The organism is Prescottella sp. R16, assembly GCF_030656875.1.
Classification (GTDB): domain Bacteria; phylum Actinomycetota; class Actinomycetes; order Mycobacteriales; family Mycobacteriaceae; genus Prescottella.
Map to the genome: position 1 here is coordinate 1,464,881 of NZ_CP130943.1, position 18,153 is coordinate 1,483,033.

The window sequence follows — 18,153 nt, forward strand, 5'->3', positions numbered from 1 at the left end:
CGTCGTCGATGAATCTGGCTCTGACTACCGAGCAGCATGCGTTCCGGGACGAGATGCGGACCTTCTTCCGCACCGAGATCCCGGACGAGATCCGAGAGAAGGTGGCGTCCGGGGCTCCCGTGGACCGCGACGATCTCGTCGTCACGCAGCGCATCCTGAACACGGCCGGGCTCGCCGTCCCGCACTGGCCGGCCCGCTGGGGCGGCCGGGACTGGTCGGCGGTGCAGCGGCACCTGTGGCGGGACGAGATGCAGCTCGCGTCGGTGCCCGAACCGCTGGCGTTCAACGTCGACATGGTGGGGCCGGTGATCGCGGCGTTCGGGTCCGAGGAACAGCAGGCCCGGTTCCTGCCGGCCACCGCGAACCTCGACATCTGGTGGTGTCAGGGCTTTTCGGAGCCCGGCTCGGGATCGGATCTGGCGTCGCTGCAGACCCGGGCGGTGCGCGACGGCGACCACTATGTCGTCGACGGGCAGAAGACGTGGACGACGCTCGCGCAGCACGCCGACTGGATCTTCTGCCTCGTCCGCACGAATCCGGACGCACCGAGGAAGCAGGCCGGTATCTCGTTCCTGCTGATCGATCTGGCGTCGCCGGGGGTGACGGTGCGCCCGATCCGGTTGATCGACGGCGGCCACGAGGTCAACGAGGTGTTCTTCGACAGTGTCCGGGTGCCCGCGGAGAACCTGGTCGGTGAGGAGAACGCGGGCTGGAGTTACGCGAAGTTCCTGCTCGGCAACGAACGCACCGGCGTCACCGGGGTGGGCCGGTCGAAGGTGCGGCTGGCCCGTGCGAAAGCGCATGCGGCACAGGTTCGGACGGGCGCGGGAACGCTGCTCGACGACCCGCTGTTCGCGGCCCGCGTCGCCGACCTCGAGAACGAACTGCTGGCACTGGAGTTGACACAGCTGCGGGTCGTGGCGGGGTCGGCGCACGGCAAACCGGATCCGGCGTCGTCGCTGCTGAAGTTGCGCGGCTCGCAACTGCAGCAGGCGGTCACCGAACTGATGGTGGACGTGGCCGGACCCGACTCGTTGCCGTTCGACGCCGGCGACGACGTCGCGAGCCCACTCTGGGCGCAACGCGCCGCGCCCACATATCTGAACTATCGCAAGGTGTCCATCTACAGTGGGTCGAGCGAGGTACAGCGCAGCATCATCGCGTCCTCGATTCTGGGTCTGTGAGGCGGGGGTATGGACTTCGAGCTGGACGACGAACAGAAACTGTTACGGGACACCACCCGGGAGCTGCTGGCCCGCACCTACGATGCGGCCTCGCTCGCGGCGGTGAAGGCGACGCCACGCGGCTGGAGTGAGGACATGTGGCGCCGGCTCGCCGAAACCGGGCTGCTGGGGCTCGGATTCGCCGACGAGGACGGCGGTTCCGACGCCGGTCCGATCGAGGTCGGGATCGTGATGGGGGAACTGGGCCGGCGGCTGGCACCGGAGCCGCTGCTCGACTGTGTGCTCGTGCCCGGACGGCTCGTCGCCGACGCCGGCAGCGCGGCGCAGCGCGGCAAGCTGCTGCCCGCAGTCGTCGGCGGCGAACTGCTGCTCGCGTTCGCGCACGCCGAGCCCGGCGTCCGGTGGCCCGCCGTCGATGTCGCTACCCGTGCTGTCCGGCAAGGGGATTCGTGGTCGGTGACCGGTATCAAGAATCCGGTGCCGCACGGCGGCTGCGCGGACGTCCTCGTCGTGTCGGCGACACTGCCCGGCGGTGGTGTCGGCCTGTTCCTCGTGGCCGGGGACGCTGTCGGGGTGACGCGCCGAACCTATGCGACCCACGACGAACGGCGCGGCGCCCAGGTCGAATTCGTCGAAGCGACGGCCGAGCCGCTCGGTGACACTGCGGCCGGAGTTCCGGACGATGCCATCGCCACGATCCGCTCCGCGCACGTGTACGCGCAGGCCGCGTTGTGCGCCGAGGCCGTCGGGGCGATGGAGGAGGCGTTGCGGCTCACCGTCGACTATCTGCGCACGCGTAAGCAGTTCGGGGTGCCGCTGTCGACGTTCCAGGCGCTGACGCATCGTGCGGCCGACATGTACGTGGCGCTCGAACTGGCACGGAGCATGAGCCTGTACGCGACGATGTCGCTCGCCGACGGTGTCGCCGATCCGATGGCGGCGTCGCGCGCGAAGCTGACGGTGGACCGGTCTGCCCGGCTGATCGGGCAGGAGTCGATCCAGATGCACGGTGGGATCGGCATGACCGCCGAATACGCCGTGGGGCACTACGTGTCGCGGTTGACGGCGATCGGGCACACGTTGGGGTCGATCGACGATCACGTGCGGGTCCTGGCTGCCGATGTGGCGGGGCACGACATGGTGGACGTCACGGGCGGGTAGCGAGGGCGAGTCGGGAAGGGGTGCGCGGTGGCGGACGACATCGAGTTCGCGGTCCTGGGACCTGTCACGGCATCGGTCGGGGGGCGGCCTCTGGTGTTCGATGCGGAGCAGCGTGCGGTGCTGGCTGCGCTGCTGGTGGCGTACCCGAATTCGGTGGACATCGAGCGGTTGCGGGGCCAGCTCCGCTGCGACGACCTGGAGCGCAGTCTGGCCCGGTTGGCCGGCCGGCTGGATCCGGACGGTGACGGCGGCGCCGTGAGCGTACTGGTCCGTGAGGGAACCCGGTACCGGCTCGACGTGCCGCGCGACGCGGTCGACGCGACCCGGTTCGTCGACGAGGTGCAGCGGGGTACCGCACTGCACGCGCACGCCCCGGACACCGCGGCCGACGCCTACCGGGAGGGCCTGCGGCTGTGGCGCGGCCCCGCGTTCTCGGGTATCGACCCGTCCCGGTTCGTGGAGTCGGCGTATCTCGAGGCGGAGGCGGACAGGCTGACCGAGCTCCGGTTCGAGGCGCGGCTCGCGTTGACGCAGGCCCAGTTCCAGGCGGGGGAGCCGGCTGCGGCCATGTCGGCGGAGGCGCTGGTGGCCGACCATCCGCTCGAGGAGCGCGCGTGGGAGTTGCTGGTGCTGGGCCTGTACCGGTCGGGTCAGACGGCGCAGGCCCGGACCGCGATCCGCCGGTGCCGCGCCATGTTCGACGACCGGCTCGGCTGCGAGATCGGGCCGGGGCTGCGCCGTCTGGAGGCCGCGATCGCGTCGAAGGACAGCGTGTACCTCGAGGCCGCGCAACCGTCTGCGGCACCGTCGCTCGGTGGCTCCAATCTGCTGTTGCCGACCACCCGGTTGATCGACGACGAGCAGGCGATCTCGTCGGTTCTCGGGTTGTTCGAGGAGCACCGGCTCGTGACGCTCGTCGGACCGGAGGGGGTCGGCAAGACCCGGCTGGCCGTCGAGGTGTGTCGCCGGATCGAGATGCCCGACGGCCCGTGGGTGGTCGATCTGACGAAGGTGAGCGACGGCGCGCTGATCCCGTCGACCGTCGCGACGCTCCTGCGGCTGCCGGGGATCGGGTCGGCGACGCATCTCGCGGAGATCCTGGCGTCACGCGAATGCGTCCTCGTCCTCGACAACTGCGATCACGTCGCCGACTATGCCGCGGACGTCGCACGGGCGATCGTCACCGCGTGCCCCGGCATGCGGGTCGTCGTCACCGGTGCGGCCCCGCTCGGGGTCGACGGGGAGGCGGTGTTCGAGGTCGAGCCGCTGCCGGAGGACGCTGCTGCCGCCCTGTTCGCGGAACGCGCCGCCGGGGCGGACGAGTCCTGGACGTCGTCGCCGCGGAACCGGAAGGCGGTCGCCGTGATCTGCCACGAAGTGGGCGGCTACCCTCTGGGAATCGAACTTGCTGCAGCGCAACTGCGTTCGGGAAACGAGAAGACGATCGCGGCGGGTCTGACGAAGCATTTCACGTACCTGTACGGCAGGGACACCGCGACCGTCGGGCCGCGCGGACGGACCTGGGACGTCGTCGACTGGGTGTACCGCGGGCTGACCCGGCAGGAGGCGCGGCTGCTGCGCCGTACCGCGGTGTTCGCAGGATCGTTCGATCTGACCGCCGCGACCGCGGTGTGCGTCATCGGCGTGCCGGAACGGGTGTCGGTGGTGTTGACGTCCCTCGTGCGGCGCGGGCTGCTGCGGGTGGTGCCCGGTTCCGCTCCTCCCCGTTACCGGATGCTGTCCACGGTCCGGCGGTTCGCGCGGGCGCAGGTCGACGACGCCGAATGGGTCGCCGTTCAGGCCGCGCACCGCGACTATGTTCTGGGCCGGGTTGTGGGCGTGGAGGATTCGTTGCGCAGTGCTCGTGTCGGGCAGGCGTTCACGATGCTCGCGAGCGACCAGGCCGAGCATCGGGCCGCCTTCGAGTCGGCGTTCGCGGTCGGTGACTCCCACTACGCGCTCGAGCTGGCGGGACGGCTGTCGTGGTACTGGTACCGCACCGGCAACGTGGGGGAGGGGCTGAAGTTCGTCCGGGCGGCGCTCGATTTGGTGGCGGCGGACTGGCGGCCGCCGGATCCGCGGTCGATGGCCCGTGTGTTCGACGGGCTGGCGTCGTTGACGTATCTGATCGGTGACGTTCCGGCGGCCGAGAAGGCGGTCCGGCGGGCGGTGCAGTTGTGGTCGTCGATCGACGAGGCCGGGGAGGTGGCCCGGGACGAGGCGTGGCGCGCACACTTCGTGGCGGTGCAGGGACGGTCGGGGCCGGCGATCGACCTGGCCCGGCACGCGGTGCAGATGGCGGCCGACCACGAGGCGGTCTGGGTGGAGGCGGAGGCGCGCACCGTGCTCGGGTTCCTGTTACGCGCGTCCGGGGATGCGGAGGCGGCGCGGGTGGAGTTGCGCGCCGCGATCGCAGCGGGGGAGCGCAGCGGCAACCGCTGGGCGGTCACGTCGTCGACGTGGGGGTTGATGAAGGCGGCCGCCGACACGGGGGACGTGGACGGCGCGTTGGCCACGATGCGGGTGCTGCGCGCCGACCTCGAGGACGCCGACGACGTCATCTCGTGGCTCGTGATGGTGCATTCGACGGCCGCGGTCCTGGCGTCGGCGGGCCGGCCCACCGACGGCGCGGTCCTCATGGGTGCGGTCGACACCCTCGGTGCGCAGGCCGGTTTCGTGCCCGCCTGGATCGACGTCGTGGACGGGCCGATCGAGGCGGCCGCCGTCCACGACGCCCTCGACGAGCAGGAGTACCAGCAGTACGCCACGATGGGCGCGCACCTGAACCGTCAGCAGGTCGACCGGCTGGTCGGTGAGCTGGTGGAGGGGCCGCAGACCGAGTCGGACTAGGTTCCGGCGCGGGCGGCGGTCAGGCGAGCGCTCGACGCACGATCAGCTCCACGGCGTCGACGGTGGTGTCGGAGACCGTGCCGGTGCCGGACAGCTGTCGGCGGAGTGCTGCGGAGGGCAGGTCGACGAGCAGAAGGACCAGTCGTTCCCGGTCGGCTCGTCCCCGGTATCCGAGCCGTGTGCTCAGGGCGTCCAGTTCTGTCGAGAGACGGTGCTGTCGTGCTGCTTCGGCGCTGCGGGCGTCGTCGCTCCAGTACGTGTATCCGAATGCGGACCGGCCGGCCAGGAGCACCGTGGCATCGACCGGGTTGTCGCGAGACCATTCGACGACGTGACGGGCCGCCTGCACGGCGGCTCGATCGGCCGGGGTGCCGGCCAGGGCCTCGAGGAAACCGTGGTGGAAGCGATCGACCGTGCGGAGCCACAGGGCCGACAGGAGTGCGGCCCGGTCCGGGAACCGGTAGTACACCGATCCGCTGGGTGCCTGGGCGGCGGCGGCGACCGCGCTCATGGACACCGCCGCCGCGCCCTCGGTCGCCGCGATGCGGGCGGCCGCGTCCAGAAGGGACTCGGCGGTGTGGGTGGCTTTTCTCGGCATGTTTCGGAGAGTATCGTCCACTACATATAGAGACCACTCGCTAAAACGAGGAGTCGACATGATCCGCAATGTGCACCACCGAATGATTCCCGCCGACGCCCGAGTCGTCGGGGAGTTGCTCGACACGCTGGCGAGTGACGACGACCGACTCTGGCCGTGCCATCGATGGCCTGCGATGCGTTTCACCGGACCGCTCGGCGTCGGTGCCGTGGGAGGACACGGTCCGGTGCGTTATTCGTGCGAGGACTACGTCCCGGGCAGACGCGTGACCTTCCGGTTCCGGCGTCCCCGCGGCTTCGTGGGAACGCACGGATTTGTCGTGGAACCGGTGGATGCGAGCCGGACGCGACTGACGCACCGCCTGGAGATCGACGCCCGGGGACCGGCCCGGATCGGCTGGCCGCTGATATGGCGCCCACTGCACGACGCCCTGATCGAGGACGCGCTGGACCGGGCCGAGAATGCCGTTGTGCCGCACCGGCATCGGGAGCCGCGTCCGCTGAGCGGGTACGTGCGCCTGCTACGACGCTGCGCATCCGGCCGGGCCGTGCATCCTCGGCGCGATCGGTCCACCGTGTGAGTAGCGGCCCGCCGGCGTCGATGTCAGGGTGTTGCGGGCCGAACCCAGGCGAAAGCGTGTGCCTGCGAACGGTTTCCCTGTGCCGTCCGGGAGCGGTTGGGTTCGCCGAGTTCGTCGAGCATCGGTGCCGCGATGTCGACGAGCGCGGTCAGGGCGGCGGGATCCAGCCAGTCCGGCCGGGTCGCGAACGCGATGTCCTCGGTGGCGGTGTTGCCGGACGCTCCCGGCGCGAACGGGCAGCCGCCGAGCCCGCCGAGCGATCCGTCGACGACGTCCGCGCCGGCGGCGACCGCGGCGAGCGTGTTCGCGACGCCGAGCCCCCACGTGTCGTGGCCGTGGAAGACGATGCGGCGCTGCGGGGTCTCGTCCTTCACCCGCGCGACCAGATCGGCGACCTGTGCGGGCACTGCCTGCCCGAGGGTGTCGGCCAGGACGATGTCGTCGGCGCCGTCGGCGCGTGGATCGTTCGCGATCGCCAGCACCCGATCGGCCGGGGTCTCCCCCTCGAACGGGCACGTGAACGCGGTCGCTATGCACAGCTGGATACGTCCGTCCACGGCCCGGGTGAGCTCGATCGCGGACGGCATGGCCGCGAGGCTGTCGTCGACGCTGCGGCCGATGTTGGCCCGATTGTGGGATTCCGAGGCCGAGAAGCAGTACTGGAAGTTGCGGGCCCCGGCGGCCGCGGCCCTCTCCACGTGACGCGGGGTGGCCACCCACACCCAGCAGCGGGCCAGTTCGTCGGCGGTCAGCTCGGCGATCAGCTCGAGTGTGTTCGCCATGGGCGGCACCAGGTCCGGCCGCGCCATCGACCCGATCTCGAGCTCGGGGACACCGAGGCCCAGCAGGGCACGGGCGATCTCGACCTTGCGTGCGGTGGGCAGCAGCTTGCCCGTCAACTGCAGTCCGTCGCGCAGGGTGACGTCCCGCAGGATCGGCTGGGGTGCAATCGAATACGTCACGGCTGCTCCGTTTCGGCAACGATGCGGTCGATGTCGGTGTCGGACAGGCCGAGTATCTCGGCGAGAACCTGTCGGGTGTGCTCGCCCAGATCGGGGCCGACGTGGTCGATCGGCAGCGACGCCCCGCCGATCACCGGCACGATGCCGGGGAAGCCCACGGGAGTAGGAGTGTCCGCCCCCGTATCGACACTGAACGTCTGGATCATGTTGCGGGCGTTGTACTGGGCGTCGTCGACGATGTCGGCGGCCGTGTAGATGGGGCCGGACGGCACCTGTGCGGCGTCCAGGATCGCGAGGGCGTCGTCGCGAGTGTGACGCGACGTCCACGCCCCGATCGCAGCGTCGAGTTCGTCGCGGCGCGCCCAGCGTCCGGCGTTGGTCTGCAGGTCCGGGTCGGCGGCGAGGTCGGGGCGCTCGATGGTGTGCATGTAGCGCTGGAAGATCGCGTCCCCGTTGCCGGCGATGATGATGCTGGTGCCGTCGGCGCACGGGTACGCATTCGACGGGGCGATGCCCTCCATCCGGCCGCCGACCCGCTCGCGTTTCACGCCGTACGCGAGGTAGTCGGGGACCAGCGACTCCATCATCGACAGGATCGACTCGTTGAGGGCGACGTCGATGATGCGCTGCGACAGCGGAAGTGGTTCGCCCGCTCGCGCTGTGCGCTGGTAGAGCGCCATGACCGCACCGAACGCCGCGTACAGTCCGGCGATCGAGTCGCCGATCGACACCCCCACCCGCACCGGCGGCCGGTCCGGGTCGCCGACGAGCTCACGGAAGCCGCCGACCGCCTCGGCGACGGCTGCGAACCCGGGACGCTGCGCCAGCGGACCGGTCTGCCCGAACGCCGAGACCCGGGTGATCACCAGGTCCGGGTTGGCGGCGCTGAGCTGCTCGGGGCCGATGCCCCATTTCTCGAGAGTGCCGGGCCGGAAGTTCTCCAGCACGATGTCGCATTCGGCGGCCAGGTCGAGCACCAGCTTCCGGCCCTGCTCGGAACGCAGGTCGAGCACGATCGACTTCTTGTTCCGGTTGATCGTCCGGAACAGCATCGACGTGCTGCCCGAGTACAGCCGCCAGTTCCGGATCTCGTCGCCGGTGCGCGGCCGCTCCACCTTGATCACCTCGGCGCCGAAGTCCGCGAGCAGGCGGCCCGCGGTGGGGGCGGCGATGTAGTTGCCGAGCTCGAGCACACGCACGCCGTGCAGCGGGCGGTCCGGGATGTCCTGCGTCATGCGTCGATTCAATCAGCACACACCTTTTCCCGGGAACACACACGTTCTGGGCAGTGAAAACGTGTGTGTTGCCGAGAAACGATGTGTGGTACATGAGACGTAGGCCACGTTCGGTGGTCGTTCGGTGAACGGAGGTCGTGGTGGGATTGAGTTCGGATCGGATCGTGGTGGTCACCGGCGCGAGCCGCGGCGCGGGCAAGGGGATCGCGCTGGCGCTCGGGGCGACGGGAGCGACGGTGTACGTTACCGGCCGCACCGCCACCGAGGGAGATGCGCCGCTGCCCGGCACCGTGTTCGCGACGGCAGAGGAGATCACCGCCCGCGGCGGCACAGGTGTCCCCGTCGTACTCGATCACAGCGACGACGCCCAGGTGGAGGCGTTGTTCGCGCGGATCCGGGAGGAGCGCGGACGGCTCGACATTCTCGTCAACAACGCGTTGGCGGTGCCCGACGCGCTCACGGCGAAGGGCCCGTTCTGGGAGAAGCCGCTGTCGTTGACGGAGCTGTTCGACGTCGGGATGCGGTCGAGCTACGTGTCGAGCTACTACGCGGCGCCGCTGCTCGCCGCGAACGGTGAGGGCCTGGTGGTGAACACGTCGTCGTTCGGCGGCACCTGCTACATGCACGGTCCCGCGTACGGGGCGGGCAAGGCCGCGGTCGACAAGATGGCGCACGACATGGCGGTCGACTTCCGGCCGTTCAACGTCGCGGTGGTGTCGCTGTGGATGGGCCTGCTCATGACCGAGCGCACCAAGGCCGGATTCGACGCCAACCCGGGCGCCTACGACGGGCTCGCGGCGACGGCGGAGTCGGCGGAGTTCCCGGGCCGGGTCATCGACGCTCTCGCGAAGGACCCGGATCTGATGAAGCGCAGCGGGCGGGTCCTGGTCGGCGCGGAGGTGGCCCTCGAGCTCGGGGTCACCGACCTCGAGGGGAAGCAGCCGCCGTCGCACCGCCCGTTCCTGGGGGATCCGCCGGTGTACAGCGACGCCGTCATCGACTGAGGCAGCGGCGGTCGCCGTCGGTTTCTGGGACAGTGGTGGGCAGACGGTTTTCCGAGGAGGCACCATGCCCGCAGCCGAACGGATCGACGGCGACATCCGACGCTGGTGTGCGGAGGCTCGGCTCGACGGCCGGCATCCGCCGTTGTCCGACGCCGCGGCCGTGCTGATCGCGGCCGGTCGGGTGGGGCCGGAGATCCGGCAGATCCTCGCGGTGCGGCGCCTCGCCGGGCGGGGTCTGCCGTCGATCGGCGGGTTCGGGGAGCTGAGGTTGCTCGCCGACGAATACACCCGTCTCACCGGGAAAGCGGCGTCGCTGCGGCCCGGCCCGAAACAGCTCGCCTACCGGTATAGGGCCGCCGAACTGGGGAAACGTCTCGACGGGCTGAGGTCGGCGCTGACGACGTCGACCGCGCACTATGCGAGCGGGGTGCGGGCCATCCGCCGCGACCGCCGGGACGGCCTGCACCTCGACCCGGACCAGCGTGGCGCCCTGTTCGCGGCCCTGACCCGGACCCCGGCGCCGCTGCCGGTGGCCCGACGGCAACTCCACGAGCTGCACAATGCGGTGGTCGAGGCCACCGCCGAACGGGTGGTGCGGGGCTCGGACGGCACCCGCGCGGCGGAGGCCGGGCGCCGCGCCGCGGCCGCGTTGGAGCGGGCGACGGTGCCGGACGACGACCGGTTCACCGACCGCTTCGACACCCTGCTGTTCCTCACCGGTCTGCTGTACGACCGGATCGAAGGATCGGCGGCGTGGCATTCGGAACATTTCGCGATGCAGCGCGCCCAACTGGATCTTCCCGACGAGGTCACCCAGATCGCCGTCGACGCCGTCGCCCTGTCGGGGATCGTCGCCGAACTCGATGCCGCGGCCGCGTCCACCCCGGAGGCCCGCGAGCACGTGGCGTCCCGGCGGGCGGCGCTCGAACCGGTGTGGGAACAGCTCGTCGACCGGGTCGCAGCGCTGGCGCGGATCGCGAACCTGTTGGTGCAAGCCGAAACTCAGCTGCGCGCCGCCGCGTCCATGCGGTGGGCCACCAGTCTCGACACCCGCATCGACGACCTCATCGCCCGCTCCGGCAACCGTGAACTGTCCGCCGCCAACACCCACCAGGTCGGTGACCAGCTCGGCGAGATCGAGGAACTACTCGGCACGTTCCGCACCGCCCTCGTCGGCGACATCGCGACCCTCACCGCCCGGCGGGACCGGTAGGGGACGGCGCAGACCCGGGAACCCGTCGAAGACCGGATGGTCCGGCGGCGGGTCGTGGACGACGCTGCCGAACGATTCGGCGTTGTAGCCGACGGATCGGAGTCGGGTGTCGAGCTCGTCCCAGAGCTGTTCCAGATCCCCGGTTCCGCGGATACCGATACCGATCCGGTAGACGCTCGCCCCCTCGTCCCGCACCTGCGAGTCGTACTTGTAGAAGTTGGACGCCTCCTCGCGCGTGGCCTGCTGAGGTGTCGGGACCTGCACGCGGTCGAACTGCTCCAGGAGGGGGCGCAGGGCAGCCACGGCACGGTCGGCGCCGGACGCGTCGGCCACCGCCTGGAACACGATGTAGGCGACATCGGTACCGGTGAAGGGAACCGGTGGGTCCGGTTCAACGTCCCATGTGGGGCCCGCGTAGACCCGGGAGCCGCCGACCTTGCCGAGAGTCGCATCGTCGGTCGCGATCAGGCACAGCATCGCGTGCCCGAGCAGGCCTGCGAACCGGGAATGATCGGCGATGATGTCGAGCAGTGCGACCGCGGTGTGCCGGTCGATCGCGGTCAGCTGGTCGAAGTGGTCGATCGCGAACACCGTGCCGGTCACCGAGTCGTCGCCGCCGAGGCGGAACGAGCCCACGTCGGAGAGCAGATCGTTCAGAGCATCGAGGTTGCGGCCGTACCAGGACGGGAAGTCCAGCGCCGACGCGACCGCCTCGTGTAAGTCCTGGGTGGTGGACCAGTCGGCGGCGTCGAGCAGGTGGACCCGATAGCCGAGCCCACGCAGACGGTGCTGCGCTGCAGCGAAATCGAAGGCGCTGGTGTAGCGGGCGATCGGCCCCGACCGGAGCAGCGCCCAGTCGAAACGCTGCCGGTCCGCTTCGAACCGCTCCGGATCGGTCGGGTCGAACGTCGAGTGGCGCACCATGTTCGGGACCCTAGTGGACGTCGTGCCGACGGAATCACAGCCCCAGCGGGATCGCGGCCCCGGTGATCGAGGCTGCGTCGTCGGAGATCAGGAATGCGATCACCTTCGCGATGTCGTCCGGGTCGACCCACGTGGCGCGAGTCGAGTCCGGCATCGAGGACCGGTTCGCAGGGGTGTCGATCACGCCGGGCAGCAGCGCATTCGAGCGGATGTGGTCCTTCTTGTATTCGACGGCGATCGACTTGGCGAACGCGAGAACCGCGGCCTTGGCGGTGCTGTAGGCGGTGCCGCCGGGGAACGGGTTCAGGGCCGCACCCGACGACGTCGACACGATCGAGCCGCCACCGTGCGCGACGAGGTACGGAAGCACTTCGCGCACAACCGCATACGTGGTGCGCACGTTGATGTCGAGCTGCCGGTCCAGGGCGTCGGCGTCGACCTCGTGGGTACGGGGACCGGAGGCGAAACCGCCGACGAGACTCACCAGCGCCGTCAACGGTGCCGCCGGATCGTGCGCGGCGACTGCGACCGCGTCGGCCAGTTGCGCCGGATCGCCGATGTCGCAGTGCACGGTCTCGAGCCGCGGATGCTCGGGCAGGGCGTCCGACGGTCGTCGCACCGGCACCACCACCCGCCAGTCCTTCGCCAGCAGATGCGTCACTACGTGCACACCGAGGCCGCCGGTGCCTCCGGTGACGAAAACGGTTCCGGTCACGAGTCCTTGTCCTTCCGAACGGGGCTGATCCGAGTTCGACCCTAGCCCGGGGTGAGGCTCGCCACCCCGCAGCTGAAGGGACCCTTCGTGCGCACTGGGCGAACACGGGGTCCCTTCAGCTCGTACGGGTGGGAGCCGGGGGCCGGCGCTATTCGCAGGCGATGCCGTCGTTGTCGCGGTCGAGGTGCGGCGCGTAGCCGGCCTGTCCACGGTAGATCGGGGTCACCCCGGCGTTGCGTGCTTCCGTGCAGTTCTTGTAGCTGGTCTGCGGGCGCGGAGCCGGAGCGGAGGGTGCCGGAACGGCCTGCGGACGAGCCTGCGGTGCCGGTGCCGGTGCCGGTGCGGGGGCGGGGGCGGCGACGATCGGTGCCGGAACCGGTGGCAGCAACGGCGCAACGGCGTCCGCGGAACCGCTCGGGACGAGGCTCGCCAGATCGAGCGGCAGGTAGTCGTACACCGTTGCCGCCCGCACGGGCGCGCCCGGAGCGGGAGGAAGCAGTGGCTGGACGGCGTCGGCAACGAACTGGGGGATCGCGTCGGCGATCGGCGCGGGGACGAAATCACGGATCGTCGATGCCTGAGCGACTGCGGGGGAGATCGCGGTGAGTGCTGCGCAGCCGAGTGCGACGAACGCGAAACGATGGGCCTTCATGGCGCCTCTCTTGTCGGTGAACGGTATGTGACCCTTGCGGGCGCCGCTGATTGTGACAGTCGGCCGCGACAAAAGAGGACGAATCGGAAGAAAGCGGTATCGCTGCGGGGCGGGTCAGTCCTCGAACTCGTCGAACAGGGACGGCTGGATGGGTTCCTGGACAGGGTGGGCGCGCTCGGGGCGGGGGGCGTCGTCGGCGGGGGTGGCCGGCGGCGGTGTGGGTGCCGGTGCGGCGCCTTCGGCGGTGTCGGGGGCGGGCGGGAAGTGGAGGTGGCCGCCGAAGTGGGCGGCGAATTCTTCGTCGACGTTGCCGAGGAAGTCGCCGAGATGTTCGACCATGTCGGCGAGGTGCTGGGGCACGAAGGGGTCGGCGAGCATGTCGATCATGACGCGCAGTCGGTCCTCGTAGAGGGCGAAGCGCAGGTGCTGCCAGCGCCGGTTGAGGTCGCCGACCAGTTCGGCGGCGCGGGTGCGGCCGCTGATGTCGCGGACCAGTGGCGCCCACAATTGGATCTCGGGTGCCGAGTCGTTCGCGATGACGAGGGCCAGTGCGGACCCGAAGCGCAGGACGATGTCGCCGTCGGAGTCGAGTTCGGGCATCTGCTCGTACACGTCGGTGAGGGTGTGCGCGACGAGTTGGCGCAGGTGGTCGGTGTCGCGGGGGCGGATCGCGACGTACCGGTCGAGGGGAGTGGGTTTCGGGACGGTCTCGGTGGCGGGGTCGTGTGCGGCGTTCTCACCGAGGTGCTGGGACGACAGGAAACTCGGATGCGGCACCGCCCACGTCTCCCGGAACACCGACAGGATCATCGACGCGAGCTGATCCGCCCAGCGTGGCGCCTTCTCCACGACGAGAGAGAACTCGGCGGCGATGTCGGCGTCGGCCGGAGCGGTCCAGCCCTGCTCGTGCAGGCGGGCCCGGTCGGAGTCGGACAGTCGCCGCCACGGCGGCAGGTGCAGGTCGGTGGGGATGCCGCAGCGCACGAGGGGCCCGTCGGGGCCGTCGACGATGTCGCACTGCACGAACGGCATGCGCCCGTCGGCGTCGTCCGTCTCGCACACGGTCTCGACGATCACCTGGTCGTCGACGGGTGCGGCCGCGATCCGGTCGGCGAGCCGACTCCGGCAGGCGCCCCATGCGTCACCGACCGCGCGATCGAAGTTGCCACCGGTGAACCTGTTCGAGAGCTCGGACACGGCGTCTACGGTATCGTGCCAGGTTTCGCCGTCGCACGGTCGGTCGATGCTCTCACCCGGTCACGGCCTGCACCGACAGTTGGGTGATGCCGGCGCCGGTCGCCGAACACCCTGTCGTCGCGTACGGCACGAACATCGGGTCGGTGGTGTTCGGCGGGTAGACGCGCAGTCCCGTGACGGGTGTCGGGGCGCACGTGTCGGCCGGATAGTTCGCCACGTTCACCGCCCGCACCTGCGCGGTCGCGGTGGCGTCGGGAGTCAGGGACACGGCCCCGTGGGAGTCGCCGTCGCGGACGGCGGCCGCCCCGACCTGGGTGCCGTCGGGTCCGCCCTGCGTGTAGGAGACGCCGGGGAATCCGTCGAGCATGCACGTGCGGGAGCCGGTGTTGGTGAACACGAGCGGCAGGATCGACGAACCGGCCGCGCCCTGTACCTGGCCGAGGTCGACCCGCAGTTCGTCGGTGCCGCACCCGTCCGATCCGGTGGTGGCGGCGAGGGTGCCGGCCGCCGCCTGCGCCGTGGTGGTGGCGGGGGCCGGGTGTGCGGCGGTGGAGTCCGGTTCGGTACTGCATCCGGTGACGGTCAGGACCACTGCGGCACCGAGTGTCCCCAGTGCCCACCGGCCGCGTTTCACAGTCGACGTCTCGGGCATGGCACGAGCCTCCTCACCGGAATCGGCGATAGCTTCTCTGCCGAATATCCCACGTGTACCGTGCCGCTGCCGGGCATCGGGTGTTCGACGGCGAACGTCCGCGACCAACCGGGCGGGCGTACAGTTGCACTGTGCAACATGAACCGGTGATCGATCGGACGTCCGACGTCCACGCCGAGCTGGTGCAGTTGGCGCGGGCTCTCGTCGTGGGAGGCCGCGACGTCGCGGGCGGGCCGTCGTTCGCGCAGCATTCGCTGCTCGCGTACATCGCCCGGAATCCGGGATGCCGGGCCACCGACGTCTCCGAGGAGTTCGGGCTCAACCGTTCCACCGTCTCCCGGCAACTGCGGGGATGTATCGAATCCGGCTGGGTGCTCGCCGAGCCCGGATCGCTACGCACCGGCTACCCGCTGCGACTGACCACCCACGGCACCGACGTGCTCGCGGCCGCCGACGTCCGACGGCTCGACGAGGTGCGCGCCCGGCTGCACGGCTGGTCACTCGACGAGATCGCCCAGTTCGCGAACACTCTGCACCGGTTCCGGATCGCGCCGGCCGTGGTCGACCGGACCGACGACACCCCTCGACTTGGAGATGACGCCCATGCGTGAATACGGCACTCCCGCCGGTTTTTCCGTCGCCGAGGACGACGCGATCGTCCACACCGTGTTCGAGCACGCGCGCCGGCACGCCGGACTGGTGGTGTTCTCGCGCCCCGACGGGACCGGCTGGGTGGATGTGACGGCCGCAGAGTTCGCAGCGCAGGTCACCGCCGTCGCGAAGGGGCTCGTGGCCGCGGGTGTCGGCCCCGGGGACCGAGTGGCGCTGCTCTCGCCCACCCGCTACGAGTGGTCGCTGTTCGACTTCGCGATCTGGGCGGCCGGGGCCGTGTCGGTGCCGATCTACGATTCGTCGTCGCCCGAGCAGATCCGGTGGATCGTCGAGGACTCCGGCGCAGTGCTCGCAGTCGTCGAAACCGATACGCATGCGGCAGGATTCGACGGCACCGGGATCGGCCGGGTGCTGCGGATCGAGTCCGGGGCCGTCGACACGCTGACCACGGAGGGGGCCGGCGTCGACGACGCGGTGATCGCCGACCGGCTGGCCGGGATCCGGGCCGACGACCTGGCATCGCTCGTATACACGTCGGGCACCACGGGCCGCCCCAAGGGGTGCATCCTCACGCACCGCAATCTGCTGTCGGAGGTGCGCGGCATCCTCAACGCGTCGATCGGTGACGTCGCCCGCCCGGGCAACCGGATGCTCACGTTCCTGCCGCTCGCGCACGTCCTGGCCCGCGCCGTGTCCCTCGCGATGTTCGAAGCGGGTGGGATACAAGCGCACTGGTCGAACTTCGGGACCGTCGCCGGGCAGTTCGAGCGGTTCCGCCCGCACGTCATCCTCGGCGTTCCACGCGTGTTCGAGAAGGTGCGCGACGCTGCCGCCGCGTCCGCCGACCGGGGCGGACGCATCCCGCGCGCGATCTTCGCGTTCGCCGAGGACACCGCCGTCGCCTACAGCGAAGCCCTCGACGCGGGCGGCCCGTCGTGGACGTCGAAGGTGCGTCACGCGGTCGCGGACCGGCTCGTCTACCGCAAGCTGCGGGCCGCGATCGGCGACGAATGCTGGTGGGCGATCTCCGGTGGTGGTGCGCTGATGCCGCGGCTCGGGCACTTCTTCCGCGGCGCCGGCATCCCGATCTACGAGGGTTACGGGCTCACCGAATCGACTGCGGCGCACTGTGTCAACGTGCCCGGGCAGCAGAAGATCGGGACCGTCGGCCGGCCACTGGGCGGCAACACGGTCCGCATCGCCGACGACGGGGAGATCGAACTGCGCGGCGGCGTCGTGTTCGACGGCTACTGGCGCAACGAGGAGGCCACCGCGGCCGCCCTGCACGACGGCTGGCTGCGCACCGGGGATCTCGGTGAGCTCGACGCCGACGGCTACCTCGTGCTCACCGGGCGCAAGAAGGATCTGCTGGTCACCGCCGGCGGCAAGAACGTCTCACCCGGCCCGCTCGAGGACCGGTTGCGCTCGCACGTGCTGATCTCGCAGGCCGTCGTCGTCGGGGACGGACGCCCGTTCGTCGGCGCACTGCTGACCGTCGACGCGGAACCGTTCGAGGACTGGAAGGCGGCGAACGGCAAACCGGTGGCGGCGACGATCGCGGACCTCGTCGACGACGCCGACCTGCGTGCCGCTCTGCAGTCGGTGATCGACGACGTCAACACCACCGTCTCGCACGCCGAGTCGATCAAACGGTTCGCGATCCTGCCCCGCGATCTCACCGAGGAGGCGGGAGAGCTCACCGCCACCCTCAAAATCAAACGAAACGTCGTCGCCGACCGGTTCGCCGAGCACATCGAGTCCGTCTACCGGCGCTGAACGGCGTCGACGAGGGCGGGCAGTCCGACCGCGGCGGTGGTGCGCCACGAATACTGCACGGCGGCACTGAGGTCCGTCGACTGTGGATTGATCTCGACGACCGTTGCGCCGGAATCGAGGGCACGTAGCGGCAGTGCCGCCGCCGGATACACCACGGCGGACGTGCCGACGACGAGCATCAGATCGCAGGCGGCGGCGGCCCGGTCGGCGCGGTCCCACGCCTCCGACGGCAGGGCCTCCCCGAACCACACCGCGCCCGGGCGCACGTCGCCGCCACACACCGGGCAGGTCGGCGGCGGGATCGGCCCGGACGGTTCGACGTCGAGTCCGCCGTCCGACGGAAACGGGGCCGCGCAGGTGCTGCAGCGCGGTGCGAGCAGGCTGCCGTGCAGGTGGGCGGCGACCGTGCTGCCCGCGCGTTCGTGCAGGTCGTCGACGTTCTGGGTGAGGATCGTCAGTTCGGTGTCGCGGGCCCACGCGGCGAGCGCCCGGTGACCGGCGTTCGGCTGTACCCGGCGCACCAGGCCGGTCCGCCACTGGTACCACGCCCACACCAGGCCTCGGTCGTGCTCCCAGCCGTCGGGGCTCGCCAGCTGTTCCGGGGAGAACCGCTCCCACAGTCCGGTCTGCGCGTCCCGGAACGTCGGCACCCCGGACTCGGCGGACATGCCGGCGCCGGTGAACACCACGACGTTGCGGGCGGATCGGACGGCGTCGACGAGGGCGGGATCGAGCGGGGTGGGGGAGGCGTCGCGGTACATGGCGTCGATTGTGCCGAGCCGTGACGGGCCGCGGCGACCCGATCGGGTTGAATCGAGACATGCTCAGGTGTGTGTTC

Annotated in this window: 17 protein-coding genes; 8 read left to right on the plus strand and 9 right to left on the minus strand. The window is 70.5% G+C overall.

Translation table 11 applies throughout. The annotated features are described in order from the left end of the window. The first annotated feature begins 8 nt into the window (after positions 1–8). The 3 genes from Q5696_RS06935 to Q5696_RS06945 are packed head-to-tail and all read left to right on the plus strand — an operon-like array spanning position 9 to position 5,195. Positions 9–1,184, plus strand: a complete 1,176-nt coding sequence (locus tag Q5696_RS06935; RefSeq protein ID WP_305094461.1) for an acyl-CoA dehydrogenase family protein — start codon at positions 9–11, stop codon at positions 1,182–1,184. A gap of 9 nt (positions 1,185–1,193) precedes the next feature. Further along, positions 1,194–2,345, plus strand: coding sequence for an acyl-CoA dehydrogenase family protein (locus Q5696_RS06940; protein ID WP_305094462.1), 1,152 nt, complete (start codon positions 1,194–1,196; stop codon positions 2,343–2,345). Positions 2,346–2,372: 27 nt separating this feature from the next. After that, positions 2,373–5,195 carry an ATP-binding protein gene (locus Q5696_RS06945; RefSeq protein WP_305094463.1) on the plus strand — a complete coding sequence of 941 codons (2,823 nt, stop codon included), beginning with the start codon at positions 2,373–2,375 and terminating at the stop codon, positions 5,193–5,195. A gap of 19 nt (positions 5,196–5,214) precedes the next feature. Here the strand turns inward: Q5696_RS06945 and Q5696_RS06950 are convergent, their stop codons facing one another. Next, positions 5,215–5,793: a TetR/AcrR family transcriptional regulator gene (locus Q5696_RS06950; protein ID WP_305094464.1), complete on the minus strand. Its 579-nt coding sequence runs from the start codon at positions 5,791–5,793 to the stop codon at positions 5,215–5,217. A gap of 58 nt (positions 5,794–5,851) precedes the next feature. Between Q5696_RS06950 and Q5696_RS06955 the strand changes: the two genes are divergently transcribed. Then, positions 5,852–6,373: an SRPBCC family protein gene (locus Q5696_RS06955; RefSeq protein WP_305094465.1), complete on the plus strand. Its 522-nt coding sequence runs from the start codon at positions 5,852–5,854 to the stop codon at positions 6,371–6,373. Between the two features lie 23 nt (positions 6,374–6,396). Here the strand turns inward: Q5696_RS06955 and Q5696_RS06960 are convergent, their stop codons facing one another. Then, positions 6,397–7,335, minus strand: coding sequence for a hydroxymethylglutaryl-CoA lyase-like TIM-barrel protein (locus tag Q5696_RS06960; protein ID WP_305094466.1), 939 nt, complete (start codon positions 7,333–7,335; stop codon positions 6,397–6,399). Beyond that, positions 7,332–8,570, minus strand: coding sequence for a CaiB/BaiF CoA transferase family protein (locus Q5696_RS06965; RefSeq protein ID WP_305094467.1), 1,239 nt, complete (start codon positions 8,568–8,570; stop codon positions 7,332–7,334). Before Q5696_RS06965 ends, Q5696_RS06960 begins: the two co-directional genes overlap by 4 nt. 146 nt (positions 8,571–8,716) lie before the next feature. Here Q5696_RS06965 and Q5696_RS06970 point away from each other — a divergent pair, with 146 nt between their 5' ends. Beyond that, positions 8,717–9,574, plus strand: coding sequence for an SDR family NAD(P)-dependent oxidoreductase (locus Q5696_RS06970; protein WP_370654907.1), 858 nt, complete (start codon positions 8,717–8,719; stop codon positions 9,572–9,574). A gap of 64 nt (positions 9,575–9,638) precedes the next feature. Then, positions 9,639–10,787, plus strand: a complete 1,149-nt coding sequence (locus Q5696_RS06975) for a hypothetical protein (protein ID WP_305094469.1) — start codon at positions 9,639–9,641, stop codon at positions 10,785–10,787. Here Q5696_RS06975 and Q5696_RS06980 read toward each other — a convergent pair. The 5 genes from Q5696_RS06980 to Q5696_RS07000 form a co-directional block, all read right to left on the minus strand. Beyond that, positions 10,719–11,711, minus strand: coding sequence for a barstar family protein (locus Q5696_RS06980; protein WP_305094470.1), 993 nt, complete (start codon positions 11,709–11,711; stop codon positions 10,719–10,721). The genes Q5696_RS06975 and Q5696_RS06980 overlap by 69 nt on opposite strands. A gap of 34 nt (positions 11,712–11,745) precedes the next feature. Next, complete coding sequence (locus tag Q5696_RS06985) at positions 11,746–12,426, minus strand: SDR family NAD(P)-dependent oxidoreductase (RefSeq protein WP_305094471.1); 681 nt, start codon at positions 12,424–12,426, stop codon at positions 11,746–11,748. 148 nt (positions 12,427–12,574) lie between these two features. Next, positions 12,575–13,078 carry an excalibur calcium-binding domain-containing protein gene (locus Q5696_RS06990; RefSeq protein WP_305094472.1) on the minus strand — a complete coding sequence of 168 codons (504 nt, stop codon included), beginning with the start codon at positions 13,076–13,078 and terminating at the stop codon, positions 12,575–12,577. A 114-nt stretch (positions 13,079–13,192) separates the two neighbouring features. Next, positions 13,193–14,275 carry a T3SS (YopN, CesT) and YbjN peptide-binding chaperone 1 gene (locus tag Q5696_RS06995; protein ID WP_305094473.1) on the minus strand — a complete coding sequence of 361 codons (1,083 nt, stop codon included), beginning with the start codon at positions 14,273–14,275 and terminating at the stop codon, positions 13,193–13,195. A gap of 52 nt (positions 14,276–14,327) precedes the next feature. Further along, a complete protein-coding gene (locus Q5696_RS07000) occupies positions 14,328–14,927 on the minus strand; it encodes a DUF4232 domain-containing protein (protein WP_305094474.1) in 600 nt (199 codons plus the stop codon). Between the two features lie 131 nt (positions 14,928–15,058). Here Q5696_RS07000 and Q5696_RS07005 point away from each other — a divergent pair, with 131 nt between their 5' ends. Together Q5696_RS07005 and Q5696_RS07010 are read left to right on the plus strand one after the other, a co-directional pair. Then, positions 15,059–15,538: a MarR family winged helix-turn-helix transcriptional regulator gene (locus tag Q5696_RS07005; RefSeq protein ID WP_305094475.1), complete on the plus strand. Its 480-nt coding sequence runs from the start codon at positions 15,059–15,061 to the stop codon at positions 15,536–15,538. Then, a complete protein-coding gene (locus Q5696_RS07010) occupies positions 15,531–17,315 on the plus strand; it encodes an AMP-dependent synthetase/ligase (protein ID WP_305094476.1) in 1,785 nt (594 codons plus the stop codon). The genes Q5696_RS07005 and Q5696_RS07010 overlap by 8 nt, the downstream gene beginning before the upstream one ends. Here the strand turns inward: Q5696_RS07010 and Q5696_RS07015 are convergent. Continuing rightward, positions 17,303–18,076 carry an NAD-dependent deacylase gene (locus tag Q5696_RS07015; RefSeq protein ID WP_305094477.1) on the minus strand — a complete coding sequence of 258 codons (774 nt, stop codon included), beginning with the start codon at positions 18,074–18,076 and terminating at the stop codon, positions 17,303–17,305. The genes Q5696_RS07010 and Q5696_RS07015 overlap by 13 nt on opposite strands. Positions 18,077–18,153 lie beyond the last annotated feature (77 nt).

Excerpts from the sequence above, each read along its gene's own strand:
- Q5696_RS06950 (WP_305094464.1), bottom strand. The coding sequence starts at position 5,793 with ATGCCGAGAAAAGCCACCCACACCGCCGAGTCCCTTCTGGACGCGGCC.
- Q5696_RS06980 (WP_305094470.1), bottom strand. The coding sequence starts at position 11,711 with ATGGTGCGCCACTCGACGTTCGACCCGACCGATCCGGAGCGGTTCGAA.
- Q5696_RS06955 (WP_305094465.1), top strand. The coding sequence starts at position 5,852 with ATGATCCGCAATGTGCACCACCGAATGATTCCCGCCGACGCCCGAGTC.
- Q5696_RS06990 (WP_305094472.1), bottom strand. The coding sequence starts at position 13,078 with ATGAAGGCCCATCGTTTCGCGTTCGTCGCACTCGGCTGCGCAGCACTC.
- Q5696_RS06965 (WP_305094467.1), bottom strand. The coding sequence starts at position 8,570 with ATGACGCAGGACATCCCGGACCGCCCGCTGCACGGCGTGCGTGTGCTC.
- Q5696_RS06975 (WP_305094469.1), top strand. The coding sequence starts at position 9,639 with ATGCCCGCAGCCGAACGGATCGACGGCGACATCCGACGCTGGTGTGCG.
- Q5696_RS06935 (WP_305094461.1), top strand. The coding sequence starts at position 9 with ATGAATCTGGCTCTGACTACCGAGCAGCATGCGTTCCGGGACGAGATG.
- Q5696_RS07010 (WP_305094476.1), top strand. The coding sequence starts at position 15,531 with ATGCGTGAATACGGCACTCCCGCCGGTTTTTCCGTCGCCGAGGACGAC.
- Q5696_RS07015 (WP_305094477.1), bottom strand. The coding sequence starts at position 18,076 with ATGTACCGCGACGCCTCCCCCACCCCGCTCGATCCCGCCCTCGTCGAC.
- Q5696_RS07000 (WP_305094474.1), bottom strand. The coding sequence starts at position 14,927 with ATGCCCGAGACGTCGACTGTGAAACGCGGCCGGTGGGCACTGGGGACA.
- Q5696_RS06940 (WP_305094462.1), top strand. The coding sequence starts at position 1,194 with ATGGACTTCGAGCTGGACGACGAACAGAAACTGTTACGGGACACCACC.